The sequence below is a fragment of the Terrabacter sp. 05T424 genome (assembly GCF_056396225.1).
The window spans coordinates 936,775-954,279 of sequence record NZ_JBFTLB010000001.1 but is presented as its reverse complement, the minus strand read 5'-3'; the positions used below and the strand labels follow the sequence as shown (position 1 = coordinate 954,279).

Here is a 17,505-nt window from a genome sequence, read left to right as displayed (position 1 = left end):
AAGAGTCTACCGCGTTCACGCGTGGGTCCGCTCCACGGGGGCGGGCAGGCCGGGCGACACGCCGTCGAACCGGAGGTGTCACCCGGCCTGTCGCCTGCCGGCGCCCGCGTGGCCAGTGGGACCCCTCACTCAGGGGGCGCCTCGACGCCGCCGGACGCAGCGCCCGCCTCGGTGTCGGGTCGGATGTCGATGCGCCAGCCGGTGAGCTTGGCGGCGAGGCGGGCGTTCTGGCCCTCCTTGCCGATGGCGAGGCTCAGCTGGTAGTCGGGCACGACGACGCGGGCCGCACGGGCCGAGGCGTCGACGATCTCGACCGACTGCACCCGCGCCGGCGACAGAGCGGCCGCGACGAACGCCGCAGGGTCCTCGGCGTAGTCGACGATGTCGATCTTCTCGCCGCGCAGCTCGGTCATCACTGCCCGCACCCGTGCCCCCATCGGACCGATGCAGGCGCCCTTGGCGTTGACGCCGGACACCTTGCTGTGGACGGCGATCTTCGTGCGGTGCCCCGCCTCACGCGCCAGTGCCGCGATCTCGACGGTCCCGTCGGCGATCTCGGGCACCTCGAACTTGAAGAGGGTGCGCACCAGGTTGGGGTGCGTGCGGGAGAGCCCCACCTGCGGGCCCTTGGGCCCACGCTTGACGCTGACCACGAAGCACCGGAGCCGCTCGCCGTGGACGTAACGCTCGCCCGGCACCTGCTCGGCCAGCGGGAGGGTGCCCTCGACGGTGCCGAAGTCGACGAGGACGTTCCGGGGGTCCTGGCTCTGCTGGATGATGCCCGAGATGACGTCGCCCTCGCGGCCCTTGAAGTCGCCGAGGATCGCCTCGTCCTCGAGGTCGCGCAGGCGCTGGACGATGACCTGCCGCGCCGTCGAGGCCGCGATGCGGCCGAAGCCCACGGGGGTGTCGTCGAACTCGGGTCCGGGCTCGCCGCGCTGGGGGCGCTCGCCGTCCTCGGTCGGGGGCAGCAGCTCACCCTCCTCGCGGGCCCAGACGATGACGTGGCCGGACTTGCGGTCGAGCTCGACGCGCGCGATGCGCTGGCTGCCGTCGGTGCGGTGGTAGGCGACGAGCAGCGCCTGCTCGATGGCCGGGATGAGGACGTCGAGGCTGATGTCGCGTTCCCTCTCCAGGGCGCGCAGTGCTGCGAGGTCGATGTCCATCAGTGGTCCCCTTCCGGAGCGGCCGCCTCGTCGAGGTCGTCAGTGCCGTCTCGTGTGCCGTCTCGTGTGTCTTCGTGTGTGTCGGCGGCGTCGACCCGCTTGAACTCGACCTGCACGGTGCCTCGCTCGACGCCGTCGAGGTCGAGCGCCAGGTGACGCGCCGGGGTCTTCTTCGTCGCCGGGACCTCGAGCTCGAGCGTGTCGGCACCGACCTCGGTCAGCCGGCCCGTGTCGGTGCCGCCCTGGTGGACGATCTCGACGAGGCGCCCCACCTGTCTGCGCAGCTGGTCCCGCGAGGAGAGCGGCCGGCCGACGCCCGGCGAGGACACCTCGAGGACGTACGGGGACTGGCCCATGACGTCGCTCGCGTCGAGCTCGTCGCTCACGGCGCGGGTGGCCTCGGCGACGGCGTCGAGCGAGAGCGGCGAGACGGGGCTGGTGGTGTCGGCGACGTCGAGGCCGCTGATGTCGGAGTCGACCAGGACGCGCACGATGCGCCGCTTGCCCGCGGGAGACACGGAGACGTCCTCGACGACGAGCCCGAGGGGCGCGAGAACCGGCTCGAGCGTCGCTCTGATCTCCTGGGCCGTGCTCATCGGTCGACGCCTCCTGCTCTTCTCGAATGTCCGGCGCCGCGCCCCGTGGGGCGGTGACGGCACCGCGTAAAACCCCACTCTAGTGGCGCCGGGGCGTCGTCGCCGACCGCCCGGCGCGTGCGAAGATCTCGGCATGGACGGCGACACCCGTGGGCTCGGGTCACGGGTGATGACGGGGCTCGGACACCCTCCCCKCCGCCTGCTCGTGCTCGGCGGCGGCGCGGCCGTGGCCGCGGCCCTCGTCGACCGGGGCCTGCGGCTCGACGTCCCCCGCGCGCCCGCCCCGGCACCGACCCGCCGTCCGGCTCCCGACGAGGCGCTGCTCCTGTCCGCGGTCGCCGACCTGGCACGACTCGTCGCCGACGAGACCACGGTGCTCTCCGGACCGGACGCGAGCGCCACGGTGCATCGCCTGCGGACGGTGACCCGCGACCAGCTGCGGGTCGTGCGTGGCCGGCTCACCAACGCGGGCGTCCCCGCCGCCGTGATCGCCGCGGCGGTCGCCGCCCCGCCCGCTGCCGCGGCGCCCGCAGCCGCCACGGCCACCTCGCCCGCATCGGGCACGCCGGCCCCGACGACCGGCTCGACGGCTCCACCGGCGGATGCCCCGGTGCGCACCCGCGCAGCGCTCGCGGCCCGCTACGACTCGATCGCTTCTGACGACTGGGCCGCCCTGACGACGGCGACCCCCGCGACCCGCGAGCTGCTCGCGGCGGCATACGGCGAACGCCTCGCGAGTGCCGTCGTGCTGGGACGCGAGGTCGCGATGCTCGAGGCCCCGAGCCCGGCGCGGCCCGCGATCGTCACGCGCACGGAGCCGCTCGTCTACGCCTTCGAGGTCGTCGCGGCGCAGAGCCGAGGCGCGCAACGTCGGCAGGCCGAGCAGACGCTGGCCGCGCTCGTGCGGCTCGAGATCTCCGTCTCGGGCACGTCGTCGACGACCCCCGCGGGGTGGTCGCTGCCCTTCCCCGTGACGACGCCCGATGCGGCCGACCGGCTGGCGACCGAGGTGCTCACCTCCGCGGTGGCGTCCGCCACCGAGGTGGCGGGCGGCAGCCCCGGTGCGGCATCCCTGGAGGACGTCGGGCGGTGGAGCGGCGTCGTGCAGGCCCTGGCCGTCGACTGGGACGTGCCCCTGACCGCCTTCCCGGGGGCCTCGACGTGACCTACGACCCCATGTACGACCTCATCCCGGCCCACTTCGCCCACGACGTCAGCGGCTACGAGTCCACCGGCTACCTCTCCGGGGAGGACTGGATCGACGCGCTGCCCGGCCTCATCACCGCCCTGCTCGCGGAGTGGGAGCTCGAACCCATCGGCCGCCCGAGCAACGGCGTCTGTGCCGTAGCGATCCCCGTCCGCCTGCTCGGGGCGGGTCGGGACGTCGTCGGTGTCAGCGGCGAGGGCATCCTCAAGATCACCTGGCCCCACCCGGAGGCCGCCACCGAGCACCTGGCCCTGCAGACGTGGAACGGCCACGGAGCCGTCCGCCTCGTCCGTGCCGACCCGGCGCGCTTTGCCATGCTGCTCGAGCGGCTGCACCCGCGCGATCTCACCAGGGTCGACATCGACGAGGCCTGCGGCGTCCTCGGTGACCTCCTGGCCGTGCTGCGCCGGCCGCCGCACCCGCGCGTCCCCAGCCTGACGGCATACGCCCTGAGGCAGGCCGATGAGCTGCGCGAGGCGCCCGCGGTGCTCCCCCGCCGCTACCTCGACCAGGCCGCGGCCCTCGCCAAGGAGCTCGTCGATCGGCCGGCAGCCGAGGACCGGCTGCTGCACACCGACCTGCACTACACGAACGTCCTCGCGGCCTACCGCTCCCCGTGGCTCGCCATCGACCCGAAGCCGATGGCGGGCGACCCGGCGTACGAGGTCGCGCCCGCGCTGTGGAACCGCGCCGACGAGCTCGGCAGCGGGTCGGAGATCCGATGGTCCCTGCGGCGGCGGCTGCAGATCATCTGCGAGCGCGCCGGGCTCGACGAGGGCCGGGCGCGGGCGTGGACGATCGTGCGCGAGGCCGACAACGCTGTCGACGCCGTCGACGCCGTCGATGCGGCGCAGGGCGCGCCGGGCAACCCGTCGGCCCACGCGTCGGCGCACGACCGCGTCAGCCTCGCCGTCACGATCATCAAAGCGATGAACGACTGACGTCCGCGCCTCGTCCCCGCGTCGAGACGCCGCGGTCAAAACGTCGAGACGCCACGGTCAAAACGTTTCGATTTCGATGTCGAAACTCTGTAACCTAGTCCGGCTCCCCCTTACGACGTCGAAAGGCACTCGCATGCCTCGCCTTGCCATGCCCACCTTCCGCGACCCGCGCTCGGCCACGCCGACGCCGGCTCGCGAGATCGCACGCATCGCCGTGCCGGTGAGCATGGAGTTCGTCCTGATGCTGGTGCTCAACTTCGTCAACCAGATCGTCGTCGGCAGCCTCGGCGCGACGGCCATCGCGGCCGTCGGCTTCTCGAACAGCCTCACGTTCATCCTTGGAGTCACGCTCGGCGCGCTCGGCACGTCCGTCGCGATCCTCGTGGCGCGCGCGGTCGGGGCGCGGCGCGCCGAGGCGCTCGACCACACCGTGACGGCAGCGGTCGTCGTGGCGTTCGGGCTCGGCACCCTCGTCTCGCTCGTCCCGTGGTTCTTCGCCGACCACCTGCTCGCCCTCGTCGGGGCGTCACCGTCGGTCGCGGCGGCCGGCACGGACTACTTCCGGCTCACCGTCCTCGCGACGCTGCCGGTCATGCTGAACGCGATCCTCTCCGGCGTGCTGCGCTCGGCAGGTCGGCCGACGAGTCCGATGATCGCGACGATGATCACCGTCGTGGCKAACTCCGCGATCGCGTACTCCCTCGTGACCGGTCTCGGGCCCTTCCCCCCGCTCGGCGTCGCCGGCGCCGGCTGGGCCACGCTCGTGACGGCCGTCGTCAAGAGCCTGATCCTCGCGTGGATGGTTTTCGGGTCGCGACGCACGGTGCGCTGGAGCCTGCCCGGCACCCGGGCCCAGTGGCGCGCGGTCATCGTGCCGCTCTTCGTGCTCGCGCTCCCCCTCGGCGTCACCGAGCTCTTCTGGACCGTCGGCACGTTCCTCTACAACGTCGTCTTCCAACAGCTCGGCGACGAGGCTCTGGCGGCAGCCCAGATCGTCACGACGCTCGAGGGCATCTTCGTCGTCGGCAGCATCGGGCTGATGGCCGCCACCACCACGCTCGTCGGCCGCTCGGTCGGCAGCGGCGACATCGGCGCCGCCGTCGCCTGGGTGCGGCGCGTCAAGCGGGCCGGAGTCGGGACCGCCGTGGCCTTCGGGGTGCTCTTCGGGCTGTCGGTGCTGCTCCTCGACCCGCTCTTCGGCGAGGCCGGCACCGAGGTCCGCCTCATGGCCGCGGTCGGAATCCTGATGAACGCCGCGTTCCAGGTGGTCAAGGTGCGCAACATGATCGTCGGGGCGGGCGTGCTGCCGAGCGGCAACGACGTGCGAGGCGTGATCCTCGGCGACGTCATCGGGGCCTTCGTCGTGGGCCTGCCTCTGGCAGTGCTGCTCGGTCTGCACACTCCACTCGGCTACGTCGGGATCTTCGCGGCCCGCATCGTCGAGGAGTTCGCCAAGCTCGCGATCTTCAGCTACCGCGCCAAGCGCATCCGCTGGGAGTCGCTCGTCGCGCAGGCTGCCTGACGCGCGGGTGGGGTGCGCTGCCGGCCTCACCTAGCGTGGAGCCATGACGAACCGCCTGGCCGACGCGACGAGCCCCTACCTCCTGCAGCACCGCGACAACCCGGTGCACTGGCAGGAGTGGGGCGCGGCCGCCTTCGCGGAGGCGCGCGAGCGCAACGTCCCGGTGCTGCTCTCGGTCGGCTACGCGGCGTGCCACTGGTGCCACGTCATGGCGCACGAGTCCTTCGAGGACCAGACCGTGGCGAACGCACTCAACAAGCGCTTCGTGTCCGTCAAGGTCGACCGCGAGGAGCGTCCCGACATCGATGCGGCCTACATGTCGGCCGTCACGGCGACCACGGGTCAGGGCGGCTGGCCGATGACGGTCTTCCTGACGCCCGAGGGCGAGCCGTTCTTCTGTGGCACGTACTTTCCCCGCGACCACTTCCTCCGGGTGCTCGCCGCGCTCGACGAGGCGTGGCGCACCCGTGAGGACGAGGTGCGGGCGTCCGGCACGCACATCGCGACGACCCTCGCCGGAGCGCTCGCGCCACCGACGCCGTATGCCGTCGAGCCCGACGCGCTGTCAACGACAGTTGCGCTGCTGGCGCGCCAGTTCGACCACACCTCAGGAGGATTCGGTGGAGCACCGAAGTTCCCTCCGTCCATGGTCCTCGAGTTCCTCGTGCGGCACCACGCGCGCACCGGCGACCCTGACGCGCTCACGATGGCCTCGAGCACGTTCCGGGCGATGGCGCGCAGCGGGATGTACGACCAGCTGGCGGGCGGCTTCGCGCGCTATGCCGTCGACGCCGGCTGGGTCGTCCCCCACTTCGAGAAGATGCTGTACGACAACGCCTTGCTGCTGCGTGCCTACACATCCTGGTGGAAGGTCACTCGGGATCCTTTGGCGGAGAGGGTCGTCCGCGAGACCGCAGAGTTCATCGTGCGAGATCTCGGCACCGCGGCCGGCGGCTTCGCCTCGTCCCTCGACGCCGACGCCGACGGCGTGGAGGGCCTGACCTACGCCTGGACCCCCGTGCAGCTGCGTGAGGTGCTCCATGAGGATGCCCCAGCCGCCGCGGACCTGTTCGTCGTCACTCCGACCGGCACGTTCGAGCACGGGTCGTCGACCCTTCAGCTGCCGGTGGACCCGGTGGACCCGGCGTGGTTCGACGACGTGAGGGACCGGCTGCTGGCCGCCCGCTCGAGGCGCCCGCAGCCGGCGCGCGACGACAAGGTGGTCACGTCGTGGAACGGGCTGGCGATCGCGGCCCTCGCGGGTGCCGGCTCGACGTTCGGCGTGCCCTCGTGGGTCGACGCGGCTCGAACGTGCGCGGGCCACGTGGTCGACGTCCACCTCGTCGAGGGTCGCCTGCGCCGCGCGTCCCGGCTCGGCGAGGTCGGCTCGGCCGATGCGGTGGCGGACGACCACGGGAACCTCGCGGAGGGCCTCCTCGTGCTCCACCAGGTCACGGGAGAGGCGCGCTGGCTCGCGGTCGCGCGCGAGGTGCTCGACGCCGCTGGGGGCTTCGTCGCCGACGACGGCGGGTTCCACGACACCGCCGACAGCGCCGAACCGCTCTACCTGCGTCCACGCAGCGCGGCCGACAACGCCGAGCCGGCAGGCCAGTCGGCGCTCGCGGGCGCCCTCGTCACGCTCGGCGCGGTGACCGGTGACCCACGGGCGCTCGACGCCGGGGCGCGCGCGACAGCAGCCGGGCTGGGGCTCGCCGTCCGCGAGCCGCGCTTCGGCGGATGGAGCCTCGCCGTAGCGGAGTCGCTCGTCGCCGGACCCCTCCAGGTGGCCGTCGTCGGGTCGGGCGACCGCGCCGACGCCCTGGAGCGGGTCGCACGGCAGTCCCCCGGCGCCGGGCTCGTCGTGGTCCGCGGTGCGCCCGACCAGCCCGGGATGCCCCTGCTCGCCGACCGCCCCCTCGTGGACGGCGGCCCGGCGGCCTACGTCTGCCGTGGCATGGTCTGCGACCTGCCCGTCACCGACCCTGCCGCACTCGTGGCGCAGCTGCGGCCGGCGCCCCGCGATGGCTCCGACGATCGTTCTGGCGCAACAGAACCGGCCGACGAACCGCCGGACATCCAGAACTGACGGGCCAAACGCGCGCATTCTGCAACAATCACGGCATGACGGGCTCTGAACGCACTGCGGTCGTCGTCGAAGACGACGACGACATCCGCGAGCTCATCACGCACAGCCTGACGATGCAGGGCTTCGAGGTCGCCGCGGCATCCTCCGGTCAGGCGGGTCTTGACCTCGTGATGGCCAACGACCCCGACCTCGTGACGCTCGACCTCGGGCTGCCCGACCTCGACGGAATCGAGGTCTGCCGGCGGGTCCGCGACGTCAGCCAGGCGTACGTCGTCATGATCAGTGCCCGCACCGACGAGATCGACCGGCTCATGGGCCTCGAGATCGGCGCCGACGACTACCTCACCAAGCCCTTCAGCCCACGCGAGCTGCAGGCCCGGGTCAACGCGATGTTCCGTCGCCCACGCGCCGTGCGCGTCCCCGCAGAGGCGCACATGGCAGGCACCACCGGCAGCGCACCCCCACCCGCGCCGGTCACGGCCGGCCCCGCGGCGGCCGACAGCGAGCCACACGCCGCCCTGCTGAGGCACGGGCGCATCGCGGTCGACGCCGAGGGCCGTGTGGTCACGGTCGACGGCAAGGAGGCCGATCTGACCCGCACCGAGTTCGACCTGCTGACGACGCTGCTGAGCGCGCCCCGTCGGGTGTGGTCGCGCGCCGTCCTGCTCGACGGCCTCTGGGGCCCGGGCTGGTCGGAGGAGCACCTCGTCGAGGTCCACGTCGGCAACCTGCGCCGCAAGCTGACCAAGCTCGGACCCGCGGGCGGGCGGGCTCCGATCCGCACCGTGCGGGGCGTCGGCTACCGCATGGAGGAGCCCGGCGCGTTCTGACGAACGTCAGTACGGCTCGTCGGCGGACGCCGCGGTCGACGTCGAGTCGAGGTGCGCCCTCAGGGCCGTGCCCGCGGCCGGGGCGTCGCGTGCCATCGAGGCACCGAGCTCACGAGCCAGGTCACGGTCGCCACGGCGCACGGCGTCGATGACGCACAGCACTGCGGACTCCAGGCGGACGAGGCCGACGGTGGCGGACGAGACGCGCAGGCTGAGCAGCACGTCCATGGCCGCGATCTCGTCGCGCCGGGCCAGCGCGTCGGATGCCCGGGACAGCCGGCCGTCGAGCAGGCGCAGGTAGGTGCGGGCGATGGAGCGAGCGAGGTCGGTGCTCTCCAGCTCGGCCGCGAGTCTCGTCAGGGCAGCGGGGTCGAGCTCCTGCCTCGCGAGCGCCGGGCAGGGGCGGCCCACGACGACGTCAGCAGCCACGGCTGCCCCCCGGGCCAGACCGACAGCCACGGAGCAGGACGGGCCGGACTCCCACCAGTCGGCCCGCCCCGGTCCCTACGTCTTCCCCCACGGAAGTCCTCGAGGTGGCCCGCCGACCGGAGCGGGTGCCACGAGCACGCGCTCTCGTCGCAGGGTCGACGCCGGCGATGCTCGTCATGGCACTCCTTCCCCGGATCGGCGGGCCCTCGCCCGAAGGTCTCTGAGTCAGCGATCCGCCACCCGTCGGACCTGCTGATGCATCGACTGTGACGAGCCAAACGCAAGTCGCGAGCGCCGTGCCGCGCAGGGTTTCCGCAAGATCGGCGCAAGGCCGCCCCGGTTGGGACGGCCTTGCGCCATTTGTCCGCGCGCCTGCGGTCGGAGAGGGCACGTCACCCGGCTCAGACGGCTCGGGCGGCTATGTCTCCTACGGGTCGAACCGGAGGTGGCTCGGGCGCGTCAGAGTGCCGACGACAGGTAGTCCGGGGCGCTCTGCGCGAAGGCCTCCCTCGTGGCCTCCGAACCGACGAACAGGGCCGTGGCCCAGATGTCGGCCCACAGCAGCGTCGGGCCGGTCACCGTCACGGACCCGGGCCGTCCCACCGGCTCGCCCTTCACCGGGTCGTAGAGGTGGGCGCCGCGGGCTGCCGTGCCGGAGGTCGCCACGGCGCCCCTCGCCAGGGTCACGGTGCTCGCGATGCGCGTGCGGTCGCGGGGGTCCTCGATGCCGACCCGCCACATGATGGCGTCCGGACCCGAGACCGGGAGGTCATCATGCGCGCCGACGAGCAAGTCACCACCGGCATTGATGCAGAAGGAGATTCCCCGAAGCTGCCGCAGCGGGAGGGAGGCGCGGTCGACGCCCCATCCCTTGACCAGCCCGGTGGGGTCGAACGCGAGGTCGCCCTCCCCGGTGGGGAGCAGCGTGGTGAACGCCCCCTTCGTCAGGGCCTCTGCCTCCTGCCCGAGGCGCAGCGACTCCTCGACGAGAGGACTGCACTGCGCGAGCTGCACCTGCTCGCGGCGCAGCCGCATGAGGTCCGAGTCGTCGCGGTAGGTCGAGAAGATGGAGTCCATCTCGCGCAGGATGCCGAAGGCCTCCTCGACGGCGCGCGCGGCGGCGGCTGCGTCGACGTCGGCACCCCGCAGGTGGATGCTCACCGGCATCCCCATGACCTGCTCGACCCAAGCCCGACGCTCCGACACGCCGGCCGCCTGAGGATGCTCCGCCCCGGTCGCCGGTCCGCCCATGACTCGCTCCTTCGCCGCCTGCCTCGAGAGTGCCATCACAGGTGCGCCTGGTCGATGGCCGACTGCAGCGACTGCGTGTAACCGTCCCAGGTGTACGTGGCACCGGAGACGACGTCGATCTTCGCGGACTGCGCATCGACCGTCTCCTGGTTGTAGACGGGGACCGCCTGCGAGTTGATCATCTGGTCGTGGCGGTCGTTCCACGGGACCTGCAGCACGTCGGAGGCGGTGATCTTGCCACCCTGGACGGTGATCTGGACCTGGACGTTGCCGTAGCGGGTCATGACGGCGTCGCCGGAGTACGTCTTCGCCGCGGGCGACGAGCCCGACGAGCCCGATGCAGCGCCCCCGGCCGCTGAGGGCTCCTGGCCGGAGGAGTCGCTGGAGGACGCCGAGGACGAACCCGAGGAGGAGCCGCTGCTCTCGGAGGTCTTGCTCGTGGTGGTGACCTGTCGGCTCTCGGCCGCCACGACGGCGGTCGAGGATCGCGAGGTGCTGTAGCTGAACAGGAGCACGAGCACGGTGAGCGTGCTCATGGCCCAGAGGACGATGCGGCGCATGGTTGGTCTCGTTTCGTGTGTTCGGGTCAGTAGCAGAAGCGCTCGCGGTGGACGGCCTCGCGCGGCACGCCGGCCTCGTGGGCGGCGGTGATGACGGCATCCATCCAGGTCGGGTTGCCGCAGATGTAGACGTCGCTGTCGGCGATGTCGGGGACGATCCGGAGCAGGGCCTCGGCGTCGCCGAGGTGGCCCGCGTCGACGGGGAGCCAGCTGTCGCGGTCGCGCATGCGGTGCCCGACGACGGCCACGACGCGGCCGCCCTTGGACCGCGCGATGTCGAGCAGCTCGTCACCGAGGACGATGTCGGACTGGCTGCCCACGCGGTAGATCACGACGGCCCCGTCCGCTGAGGGCGGCAGCTCCTCGAGGATGGCTCGCAGCGGCGTGATGCCGATGCCGGCCCCGATGAGCACCGCCTTCCCATTGGTGCCGACGCCCGTGTGCAGCCGCCCGTAGGGGCCCTCGACGAGGACGGGCGTGCCGGGTCGGAGGCTCGCGAGGCGCCCGCTGGAGGAGCCGACGCGCTCGGCGGTGATGCGCAGGGAGCGTCCGTCCGGGGCTGCCGAGAGGGAGTACGGGTTGGCGCGCGTCCAGCCCGGCCCGTCGAGGAAGCGCCACTGGAAGAACTGGCCGGCGCGCACGGAGAGGCGGTCGAGGTGGCGGCCGGTCACGACGACCGAGGTCACGGTCGGAGACTCGGCGACGACCTCGGACACCACGAGCCGGTGCCGGCGCGACCGGACGACCGGGAGGACGACGCGGAAGGCGAGCACGGAGACGAGTGCGGCGGCATACAGCCCCCACCAGAAGACCGTGGCGGCGGGTGAGGACTTGAAGTCCGCACCGGTCCACAGCTGGTGTGGGAGGGCCAGACCCGCGCCGAGGTACGCGTACAGGTGGAGCAGGTGCCACGACTCGTAGCGCAGCCGCGCACGCGCCTTCTTCACGGAGGTGACGACGACCATGACGAGGGCGATCATGCCGGCGAGGGCCAGCAGCATCCCGGGCGAGTGGAGCACCTCGTCGACGAACGTGCCGAGGACCCCCATGTCGGTGCCGGCGTTGTAGCCCAGGATCGTCAGCACGATGTGGGCGAGCATGAGGTTGAAGGACGTGAAGCCCACGAGGCGGTGCACGCGGGCGAGCTCATCCTGGCCCCAGGCCTGCTCGACGAACGGGATGCGCGCCATGAGCAGCACCTGCAGCAGCATGAGCACCGAGGCGAGCAGCCCGCTGAGCCGGCCGAGATCGATCAGCGCCTCACCGGCAGAGCCGAAGTCCGTCACCCCTCCCCCGGCGACCCACAGCGCCACCACGAAGAGCGTTGCGCCCCAGGCGAACACGGCCGAGGCGTCGCGCCACCACCGAGGCGTGAGGGGCAGGGCCCGGCGGGGGCTGCGGGCCGCGGAGTGCTCACGGGCCTCGGGGAGGGCGAGGGAGGTCATGAAAGTCAGGTTCGAGCCGCAACCTGTGTGCGTGCTGTGGCCGTCGGATGTCAGGCGTGTGAGTCGCGAGCGGGTCGCCGCAACGGAGGGTCAGGCGGCACCGATCGGGTCGGACGAACCGGGTCAGGCCCACCAGCCGAGGAGGCTGCCGCCGATCTTGACGATGAAGGCACTGACGACGACGACGAAGATGCCGCGCACGAACCCGCTGCCGCGGGCGACCGCGGTGCGGGCACCGACGTAGCCGCCGACGAGGTTGGTGGCGGCGATGACGACGCCGACCTTGAGCACCACGAGGCCCATCGGCGCGAAGATCGTCAGGGCCCCGAGGTTCGTCGCGAGGTTGGCGATCTTGGCCTTCGCGCTGGCCTCGAGAAAGTTGTAGCCGAGCAGCCCGACGAGCGCGAAGACGAGGAAGCTGCCGGTGCCGGGGCCGAGAGCCCCGTCGTAGGCGCCGATGACGAAGCCGGTGACCATGGCCAGGACGGTGTGCTTCGCGCCGTGGAACCGGCGGATCGACTCCTTGCCGAGGTCGGGCTTGAGCAGCGTGTAGGCGCCGACCACGACGAGCAGCACGAGGATGATGGGGTTGAAGGCGGACTTCGGGATGTGGAGGCCGATGAGGGCACCACCCATCGAGCCGACGTACGCGACGGCTGCCATCGGCAGGGCCGTGCGGAGGTCGGGGCGCACCCGGCGGTAGAAGGTCACCGAGCTCGTCGTGGTGCCGAAGACCGAGCCGAACTTGTTCGTCGCCAGCAGCTGCGCCGGGGTCGCACCCGGCAGCCCGACGAGCAGCGCCGGAAGCTGGACCAGGCCGCCGCCGCCGACGACGGCATCGATCCAGCCCGCGACGAAGGAGGCGACGCCGAGGAAGCCCAGGGTCGTGAGGGTGGGGTCGCTCACGCGTCGTCGCCGCCCGCGGCCTCGTGGTTCCAGAGCGCGACGATGCCGGCGACGTCGAGCAGCTCGTCGGCGACGGCGTCGGGTCGTGCGTCCACGGGCATCCGCTGGCCCGCCGGGATGTCGGAGTGCGGCACGAGGATGGCGCGCATCCCGACCTGGTGGGGGCCGTGCACGTCCTCGAAGAGGCGGTCGCCGACGTAGACGGCCCGCTCCGGCGCCACGCCGAGGGCCTCGCACACGGCGCGGAACGCGTCAGGGTGCGGTTTCACGACGTGGATCTCCGACGAGTAGACGTCGGCATCGAGCAGGTCGAGCACGCCGTCACGCTCGAAGACCTCACGGTGATAGGCGCGGGTCCAGATTGTGTTGGACAGCACCCCGACCCGGATCCCCTTTCGCCGCAAAGACTCCCAGAGCGGACGGACCTGCTCGTCGGTGTGGGTGTGCGGTTCCCAGAAGCGCTGGTAGGCCGCCAGCGCGAGGTGGTGCCGGTCGTGCTCCGGGTCGACGCCGGCGTCGTCGAGGATCGCGGCGATCGACGCGCTCTCATGGGTCTCGCGACCGCGGCGCCACGCACGCTCCTCCGCCTCATGGATGCGCACGGCCAGGGAGTCAGCCTCGGCGAGCTCCTCGGCCGGCATGTCGGGGTCCTCGACCGCGAGGCCGTGGACCGTGCGGGCGAAGACGCGCCACTGCTGCGGCAGGTCGACCTCGTGCCACGGCGTCAGGGTGCCGCCCCAGTCGAAGACCACCGCCTCGACGGGCCGTGCGACGGCCGTCACGAGCGCTCGACCTCGGCGGTCACCTCGGCGGTCAGCGCGGCCACGACGTCGTCGACGGCGACCTCGCGGCGCTCGCCCGAGCGGCGGTCCTTGATCTCGACCTTGCCCTCGGCGAGACCACGGCCGATGACGAGGATCGTCGGCACCCCGACGAGCTCGGAGTCCTTGAACTTCACGCCGGGGCTCACGCCCTTGCGGTCGTCCACGAGCACGGACAGCCCCTGCACCTCGAGCTCGCGGGCGATCTCCTCGGCCTTGACGAAGAGGGCCTCGTCCTTGCCCGCTGCGATGATGTGCACGTCGACCGGTGAGAGCTCGCGCGGCCAGATGATGCCGGACTCGTCGTTGTTGCCCTCGACGACGGCGGCGACCGCGCGAGAGACGCCGATGCCGTAGGAGCCCATCACGACCGTGACGAGCTTGCCGTTCTGGTCGAGCACCTTGAGGTCGAGCGCCTCGGCATACTTCGTGCCCAGCTGGAAGACGTGGCCCATCTCGATGCCGCGCGCTCCCTCGAGCACGTGGTCGCAGTTGGGGCACGGGTCGCCGAAGCGCACCTCGGCGGCCTCGATGGTGCCGTCGGCGGTGAAGTCGCGCCCGACGACGAGGTCGATGACGTGCTGCCCGGGCGCGTTCGCGCCGGTGACCCAGCGCGTGCCCTCCGCGACGCGGGGGTCGAGCAGGTAGCGGATGCCGGTGCTGCCGTCGGTGCCGAGCGCGCCCGGGCCGATGTAGCCCTTGACGAGAGCGGGGTTCGCGGCGAAGTCGGCCTCGGTGAAGGCATCGACCTCGGCCGGCTCGACCTGCGCGCCCAGGCGCTTCTCGTCGACGTCGCGGTCACCGGGAACGCCGATGGCCAGGGGCTCGCGGGTGCCGTCCGGGTGGACGAGGGTCACGACGACGTTCTTGAGGGTGTCGCCGGCCTCCCAGGCGCGGTCCTCGCGCGGGAACCGCTCGTTGAGGTGCGCCACGAGCGTGTCGATCGTCGGCGTGTCCGGGGTGTCCTCGGCGTGGGCGGCCGGCACCCCGTCCCACGCGACCGCCTCGGGGGCGGGCACGCGTACGGCCTCGACGTTGGCGGCATACCCGCAGCTCGTGCAGTGGACGTAGGTGTCCTCGCCCACCTCAGCGGTGGCGAGGAACTCCTCGCTCTTGCTGCCGCCCATGGCGCCGGCCATCGCCTGGACGATGACGTAGTGGAAGCCGAGGCGGTCGAAGATCCGGACGTACGCGTCGCGGTGCAGCTGGTAGCTCTTGTCGAGCCCGGCCTCGTCGATGTCGAAGGAGTAGGAGTCCTTCATAACGAACTCGCGGCCGCGCAGCACGCCGGCACGCGGTCGCGCCTCGTCGCGGTACTTCGTCTGGATCTGGTAGATCGACAGCGGCAGGTCCTTGTAGGAGCTGTAGAGGTCCTTGACCGTGAGGGTGAACATCTCCTCGTGGGTGGGGCCGAGCAGGTGGTCGGCCCCCTTGCGGTCCTGCAGGCGGAAGATGTTGTCGCCGTACTCGGTCCAGCGGCCGGTCGACTCGAAGGGCTCCTTGGGCAGCAGGGCCGGGAAGAGCAGCTCCTGGGCGCCGATGGCGTCCATCTCCTCGCGGACGATCCGCTCGACGTTGCGCAGCACCCGCAGGCCGAGGGGCAGCCAAGTGTAGACACCGGGGCTCACCCGGCGGATGTAGCCGGCGCGGACGAGGAGCCGGTGGCTCGGGACCTCTGCGTCCGCCGGGTCCTCGCGAAGCGTGCGCAGGAACAGGGACGACATGTGCAGGGCCACCGGGACTCCTCGGGTGCAGCGTGCGCAGGGCACGCGTGGGTTCGGAACCTGCGCAGGATATCGGCCGCCCGGCAGTCCCCTCTTGGCACGTGTCCTGTCCAGTTCCTGTCCGGTCAGGACAAGAACAGGTCACGGGCTTGACCGGCGGCGCGGCCGCGTGTTCAGTGAGCCTGCCGGAGCCAACGGTGTCAGCATCGTCCGGCGATCGTGACGTCCTTGTGACAACACACCGCGGTGTTCGGCGACGTGAGCACGAACCGTGAGCAAGAATCGGGATTGGGTGCATGCGCCCGTGGACACCACAAAGGAGTGTTGACGACCAGATGAGCGACCCCTCCACCCCTGCTCCCGCCCACGTGCGCGGCAACGTTACCGGCGCCGCTGCCCAGCCGGGCAACGTCATCCTCGAGATGCGCGAGATCACCAAGGAGTTCCCGGGGGTCAAAGCCCTCTCGAACGTGTCGATGGCCGTCCGCCGCGGCGAGGTCCACGCCATCTGCGGCGAGAACGGCGCCGGCAAGTCGACCCTGATGAAGGTGCTGTCGGGGGTGCACCCGGCCGGCACCTACGACGGCGAGATCCACTTCGAGGGCCAGCTCGTCGAGTTCCACAACATCCGCGACAGCGAGCACGCCGGCATCGTCATCATCCACCAGGAGCTCGCGCTCATCCCCGAGATGTCGATCGCCGAGAACATCTTCCTCGGCAACGAGACCGCGAGCGGTGGCGTCATCGACTGGCTCGCCACCCGCGTCAAGGCGCGCGAGCTGCTCGCCCGTGTCGGGCTCCAGGAGGAGCCCGACACGAAGATCCGCGACATCGGCGTCGGCAAGCAGCAGCTCGTCGAGATCGCCAAGGCGCTTTCGAAGGACGTCAAGCTGCTCATCCTCGACGAGCCGACCGCGGCGCTCAACGAGGGCGACTCCCAGCACCTGCTCGACCTGATCGCCGGCCTGCGCTCCAAGGGCGTGACCTGCATCATGATCAGCCACAAGCTCAACGAGATCGAGCAGATCGCCGACTCCATCACGATCATCCGCGACGGCAAGTCGATCGAGACGCTGCGCGTCAAGGAGGAAGGCGTCGACGAGAACCGGATCATCCGGGGCATGGTCGGCCGCGACCTCGAGTCGCGCTTCCCCGACCACACGCCGAAGATCGGCGAGGTCTTCTTCGAGGTGAAGAACTGGACGGTGCGCCACCCGAGCGTGCCCGACCGTCTCGTGGCGAAGCACAGTGACTTCTTCGTGCGCCGCGGCGAGATCGTCGGCTTCGCAGGACTGATGGGCGCCGGCCGCACCGAGCTGATGCGCAGCCTCTTCGGCCGCTCCTACGGCACCTACGTCGAGGGCACCATCGTCAAGGACGGCAAGGAGGTGAGGCTGCGCACGGTCGCCGACGCCATCGACGCCGGCCTCGCCTACGTCACCGAGGACCGCAAGACCCTGGGGCTCAACCTGCTCGACGACATCAAGCGCACCACCGTCTCGGCGCGCCTCTCGCGCATCACCAAGGGCTTCGTCGTCGACGACCGCCAGGAGTACAACTACGCCGAGTCCTACCGGAAGTCCTTGCGCACCAAGGCTCCCAACGTCGACGAGGGCGTCGCCAAGCTCTCCGGCGGCAACCAGCAGAAGGTCGTTCTGGCCAAGTGGCTCTTCACCGAGCCCGACCTGCTCATCCTCGACGAGCCCACGCGAGGCATCGACGTCGGCGCCAAGTTCGAGATCTACGGGATCATCCAGCGCATGGCGTCCGAGGGGAAGGGCGTCATCCTCGTCTCCTCCGAGCTGCCCGAGCTGATCGGGCTGTCCGACCGCATCTACACCATCAGCGAAGGTGCCGTCACAGGCGTGCTCGACCGCGAGCGGGCCGACCAGGAGTCGCTGATGCGGCTCATGACCCGCCGAACGCACGGTGGCGGCGAGCCGTCGCGCGAGAGCGCCTGACCGGCTGCCCCGCCGCGCCCACTCCCCTCCCCATCCACACCCGACAGAGCCAGGAAGCAC

15 protein-coding genes are annotated in these 17,505 nt (G+C 71.5%); 6 read left to right on the top strand and 9 right to left on the bottom strand.

Going from position 1 to position 17,505, the window contains the following annotated elements:
• Positions 1 to 125: 125 nt before the first annotated feature.
• Positions 126 to 1,166 (bottom strand): transcription termination factor NusA, encoded by a 1,041-nt coding sequence (gene nusA / locus AC1DE0_RS04445; protein ID WP_478097506.1) that lies wholly within the window; start codon positions 1,164 to 1,166, stop codon positions 126 to 128.
• Entirely contained in the window at positions 1,166 to 1,762 is a 597-nt protein-coding gene (locus AC1DE0_RS04440; protein WP_478097503.1) for a ribosome maturation factor RimP, read from the bottom strand. Before AC1DE0_RS04440 ends, nusA begins: the two co-directional genes overlap by 1 nt.
• 133 nt (positions 1,763 to 1,895) lie before the next feature.
• Here AC1DE0_RS04440 and AC1DE0_RS04435 point away from each other — a divergent pair, with 133 nt between their 5' ends.
• The 5 genes from AC1DE0_RS04435 to AC1DE0_RS04415 all read left to right on the top strand — a co-directional run bounded on the left by AC1DE0_RS04435 (position 1,896) and on the right by AC1DE0_RS04415 (position 8,348).
• Positions 1,896 to 2,927 (top strand): hypothetical protein, encoded by a 1,032-nt coding sequence (locus tag AC1DE0_RS04435; protein ID WP_478097501.1) that lies wholly within the window; start codon positions 1,896 to 1,898, stop codon positions 2,925 to 2,927.
• Complete coding sequence (locus AC1DE0_RS04430) at positions 2,924 to 3,910, top strand: aminoglycoside phosphotransferase family protein (protein WP_478097499.1); 987 nt, start codon at positions 2,924 to 2,926, stop codon at positions 3,908 to 3,910. The genes AC1DE0_RS04435 and AC1DE0_RS04430 overlap by 4 nt, the downstream gene beginning before the upstream one ends.
• A gap of 133 nt (positions 3,911 to 4,043) precedes the next feature.
• Positions 4,044 to 5,432 carry an MATE family efflux transporter gene (locus AC1DE0_RS04425; protein WP_478097497.1) on the top strand — a complete coding sequence of 463 codons (1,389 nt, stop codon included), beginning with the start codon at positions 4,044 to 4,046 and terminating at the stop codon, positions 5,430 to 5,432.
• Between the two features lie 43 nt (positions 5,433 to 5,475).
• Positions 5,476 to 7,518: a thioredoxin domain-containing protein gene (locus AC1DE0_RS04420; protein WP_478097495.1), complete on the top strand. Its 2,043-nt coding sequence runs from the start codon at positions 5,476 to 5,478 to the stop codon at positions 7,516 to 7,518.
• 35 nt (positions 7,519 to 7,553) lie between these two features.
• Positions 7,554 to 8,348, top strand: a complete 795-nt coding sequence (locus AC1DE0_RS04415) for a response regulator transcription factor (RefSeq protein WP_478097493.1) — start codon at positions 7,554 to 7,556, stop codon at positions 8,346 to 8,348.
• Between the two features lie 6 nt (positions 8,349 to 8,354).
• On the opposite strand, the gene AC1DE0_RS04410 is transcribed toward AC1DE0_RS04415, so the two are convergent.
• The 7 genes from AC1DE0_RS04410 to AC1DE0_RS04380 form a co-directional block, all read right to left on the bottom strand.
• Positions 8,355 to 8,777 carry a hypothetical protein gene (locus AC1DE0_RS04410; protein ID WP_478097491.1) on the bottom strand — a complete coding sequence of 141 codons (423 nt, stop codon included), beginning with the start codon at positions 8,775 to 8,777 and terminating at the stop codon, positions 8,355 to 8,357.
• Positions 8,778 to 9,236: 459 nt separating this feature from the next.
• Positions 9,237 to 10,028, bottom strand: coding sequence for an FAD:protein FMN transferase (locus AC1DE0_RS04405; RefSeq protein ID WP_478097489.1), 792 nt, complete (start codon positions 10,026 to 10,028; stop codon positions 9,237 to 9,239).
• A 35-nt stretch (positions 10,029 to 10,063) separates the two neighbouring features.
• Positions 10,064 to 10,588: an FMN-binding protein gene (locus tag AC1DE0_RS04400; RefSeq protein ID WP_478097487.1), complete on the bottom strand. Its 525-nt coding sequence runs from the start codon at positions 10,586 to 10,588 to the stop codon at positions 10,064 to 10,066.
• Positions 10,589 to 10,614: 26 nt separating this feature from the next.
• The gene (locus AC1DE0_RS04395) at positions 10,615 to 12,033 is read right to left on the bottom strand and encodes a ferredoxin reductase family protein (RefSeq protein ID WP_478097485.1); all 1,419 of its coding nucleotides are present in this window, start codon (positions 12,031 to 12,033) and stop codon (positions 10,615 to 10,617) included.
• A 123-nt stretch (positions 12,034 to 12,156) separates the two neighbouring features.
• Positions 12,157 to 12,939 carry a TSUP family transporter gene (locus AC1DE0_RS04390; protein WP_478097483.1) on the bottom strand — a complete coding sequence of 261 codons (783 nt, stop codon included), beginning with the start codon at positions 12,937 to 12,939 and terminating at the stop codon, positions 12,157 to 12,159.
• The gene (locus tag AC1DE0_RS04385; RefSeq protein ID WP_478097481.1) at positions 12,936 to 13,721 is read right to left on the bottom strand and encodes an HAD family hydrolase; all 786 of its coding nucleotides are present in this window, start codon (positions 13,719 to 13,721) and stop codon (positions 12,936 to 12,938) included. Before AC1DE0_RS04385 ends, AC1DE0_RS04390 begins: the two co-directional genes overlap by 4 nt.
• Positions 13,718 to 15,496, bottom strand: coding sequence for a proline--tRNA ligase (locus AC1DE0_RS04380; protein WP_478097479.1), 1,779 nt, complete (start codon positions 15,494 to 15,496; stop codon positions 13,718 to 13,720). The genes AC1DE0_RS04385 and AC1DE0_RS04380 overlap by 4 nt, the downstream gene beginning before the upstream one ends.
• A 410-nt stretch (positions 15,497 to 15,906) precedes the next feature.
• Between AC1DE0_RS04380 and mmsA the strand changes: the two genes are divergently transcribed.
• Positions 15,907 to 17,445, top strand: a complete 1,539-nt coding sequence (mmsA, locus tag AC1DE0_RS04375) for a multiple monosaccharide ABC transporter ATP-binding protein (protein WP_478097766.1) — start codon at positions 15,907 to 15,909, stop codon at positions 17,443 to 17,445.
• Positions 17,446 to 17,505 lie beyond the last annotated feature (60 nt).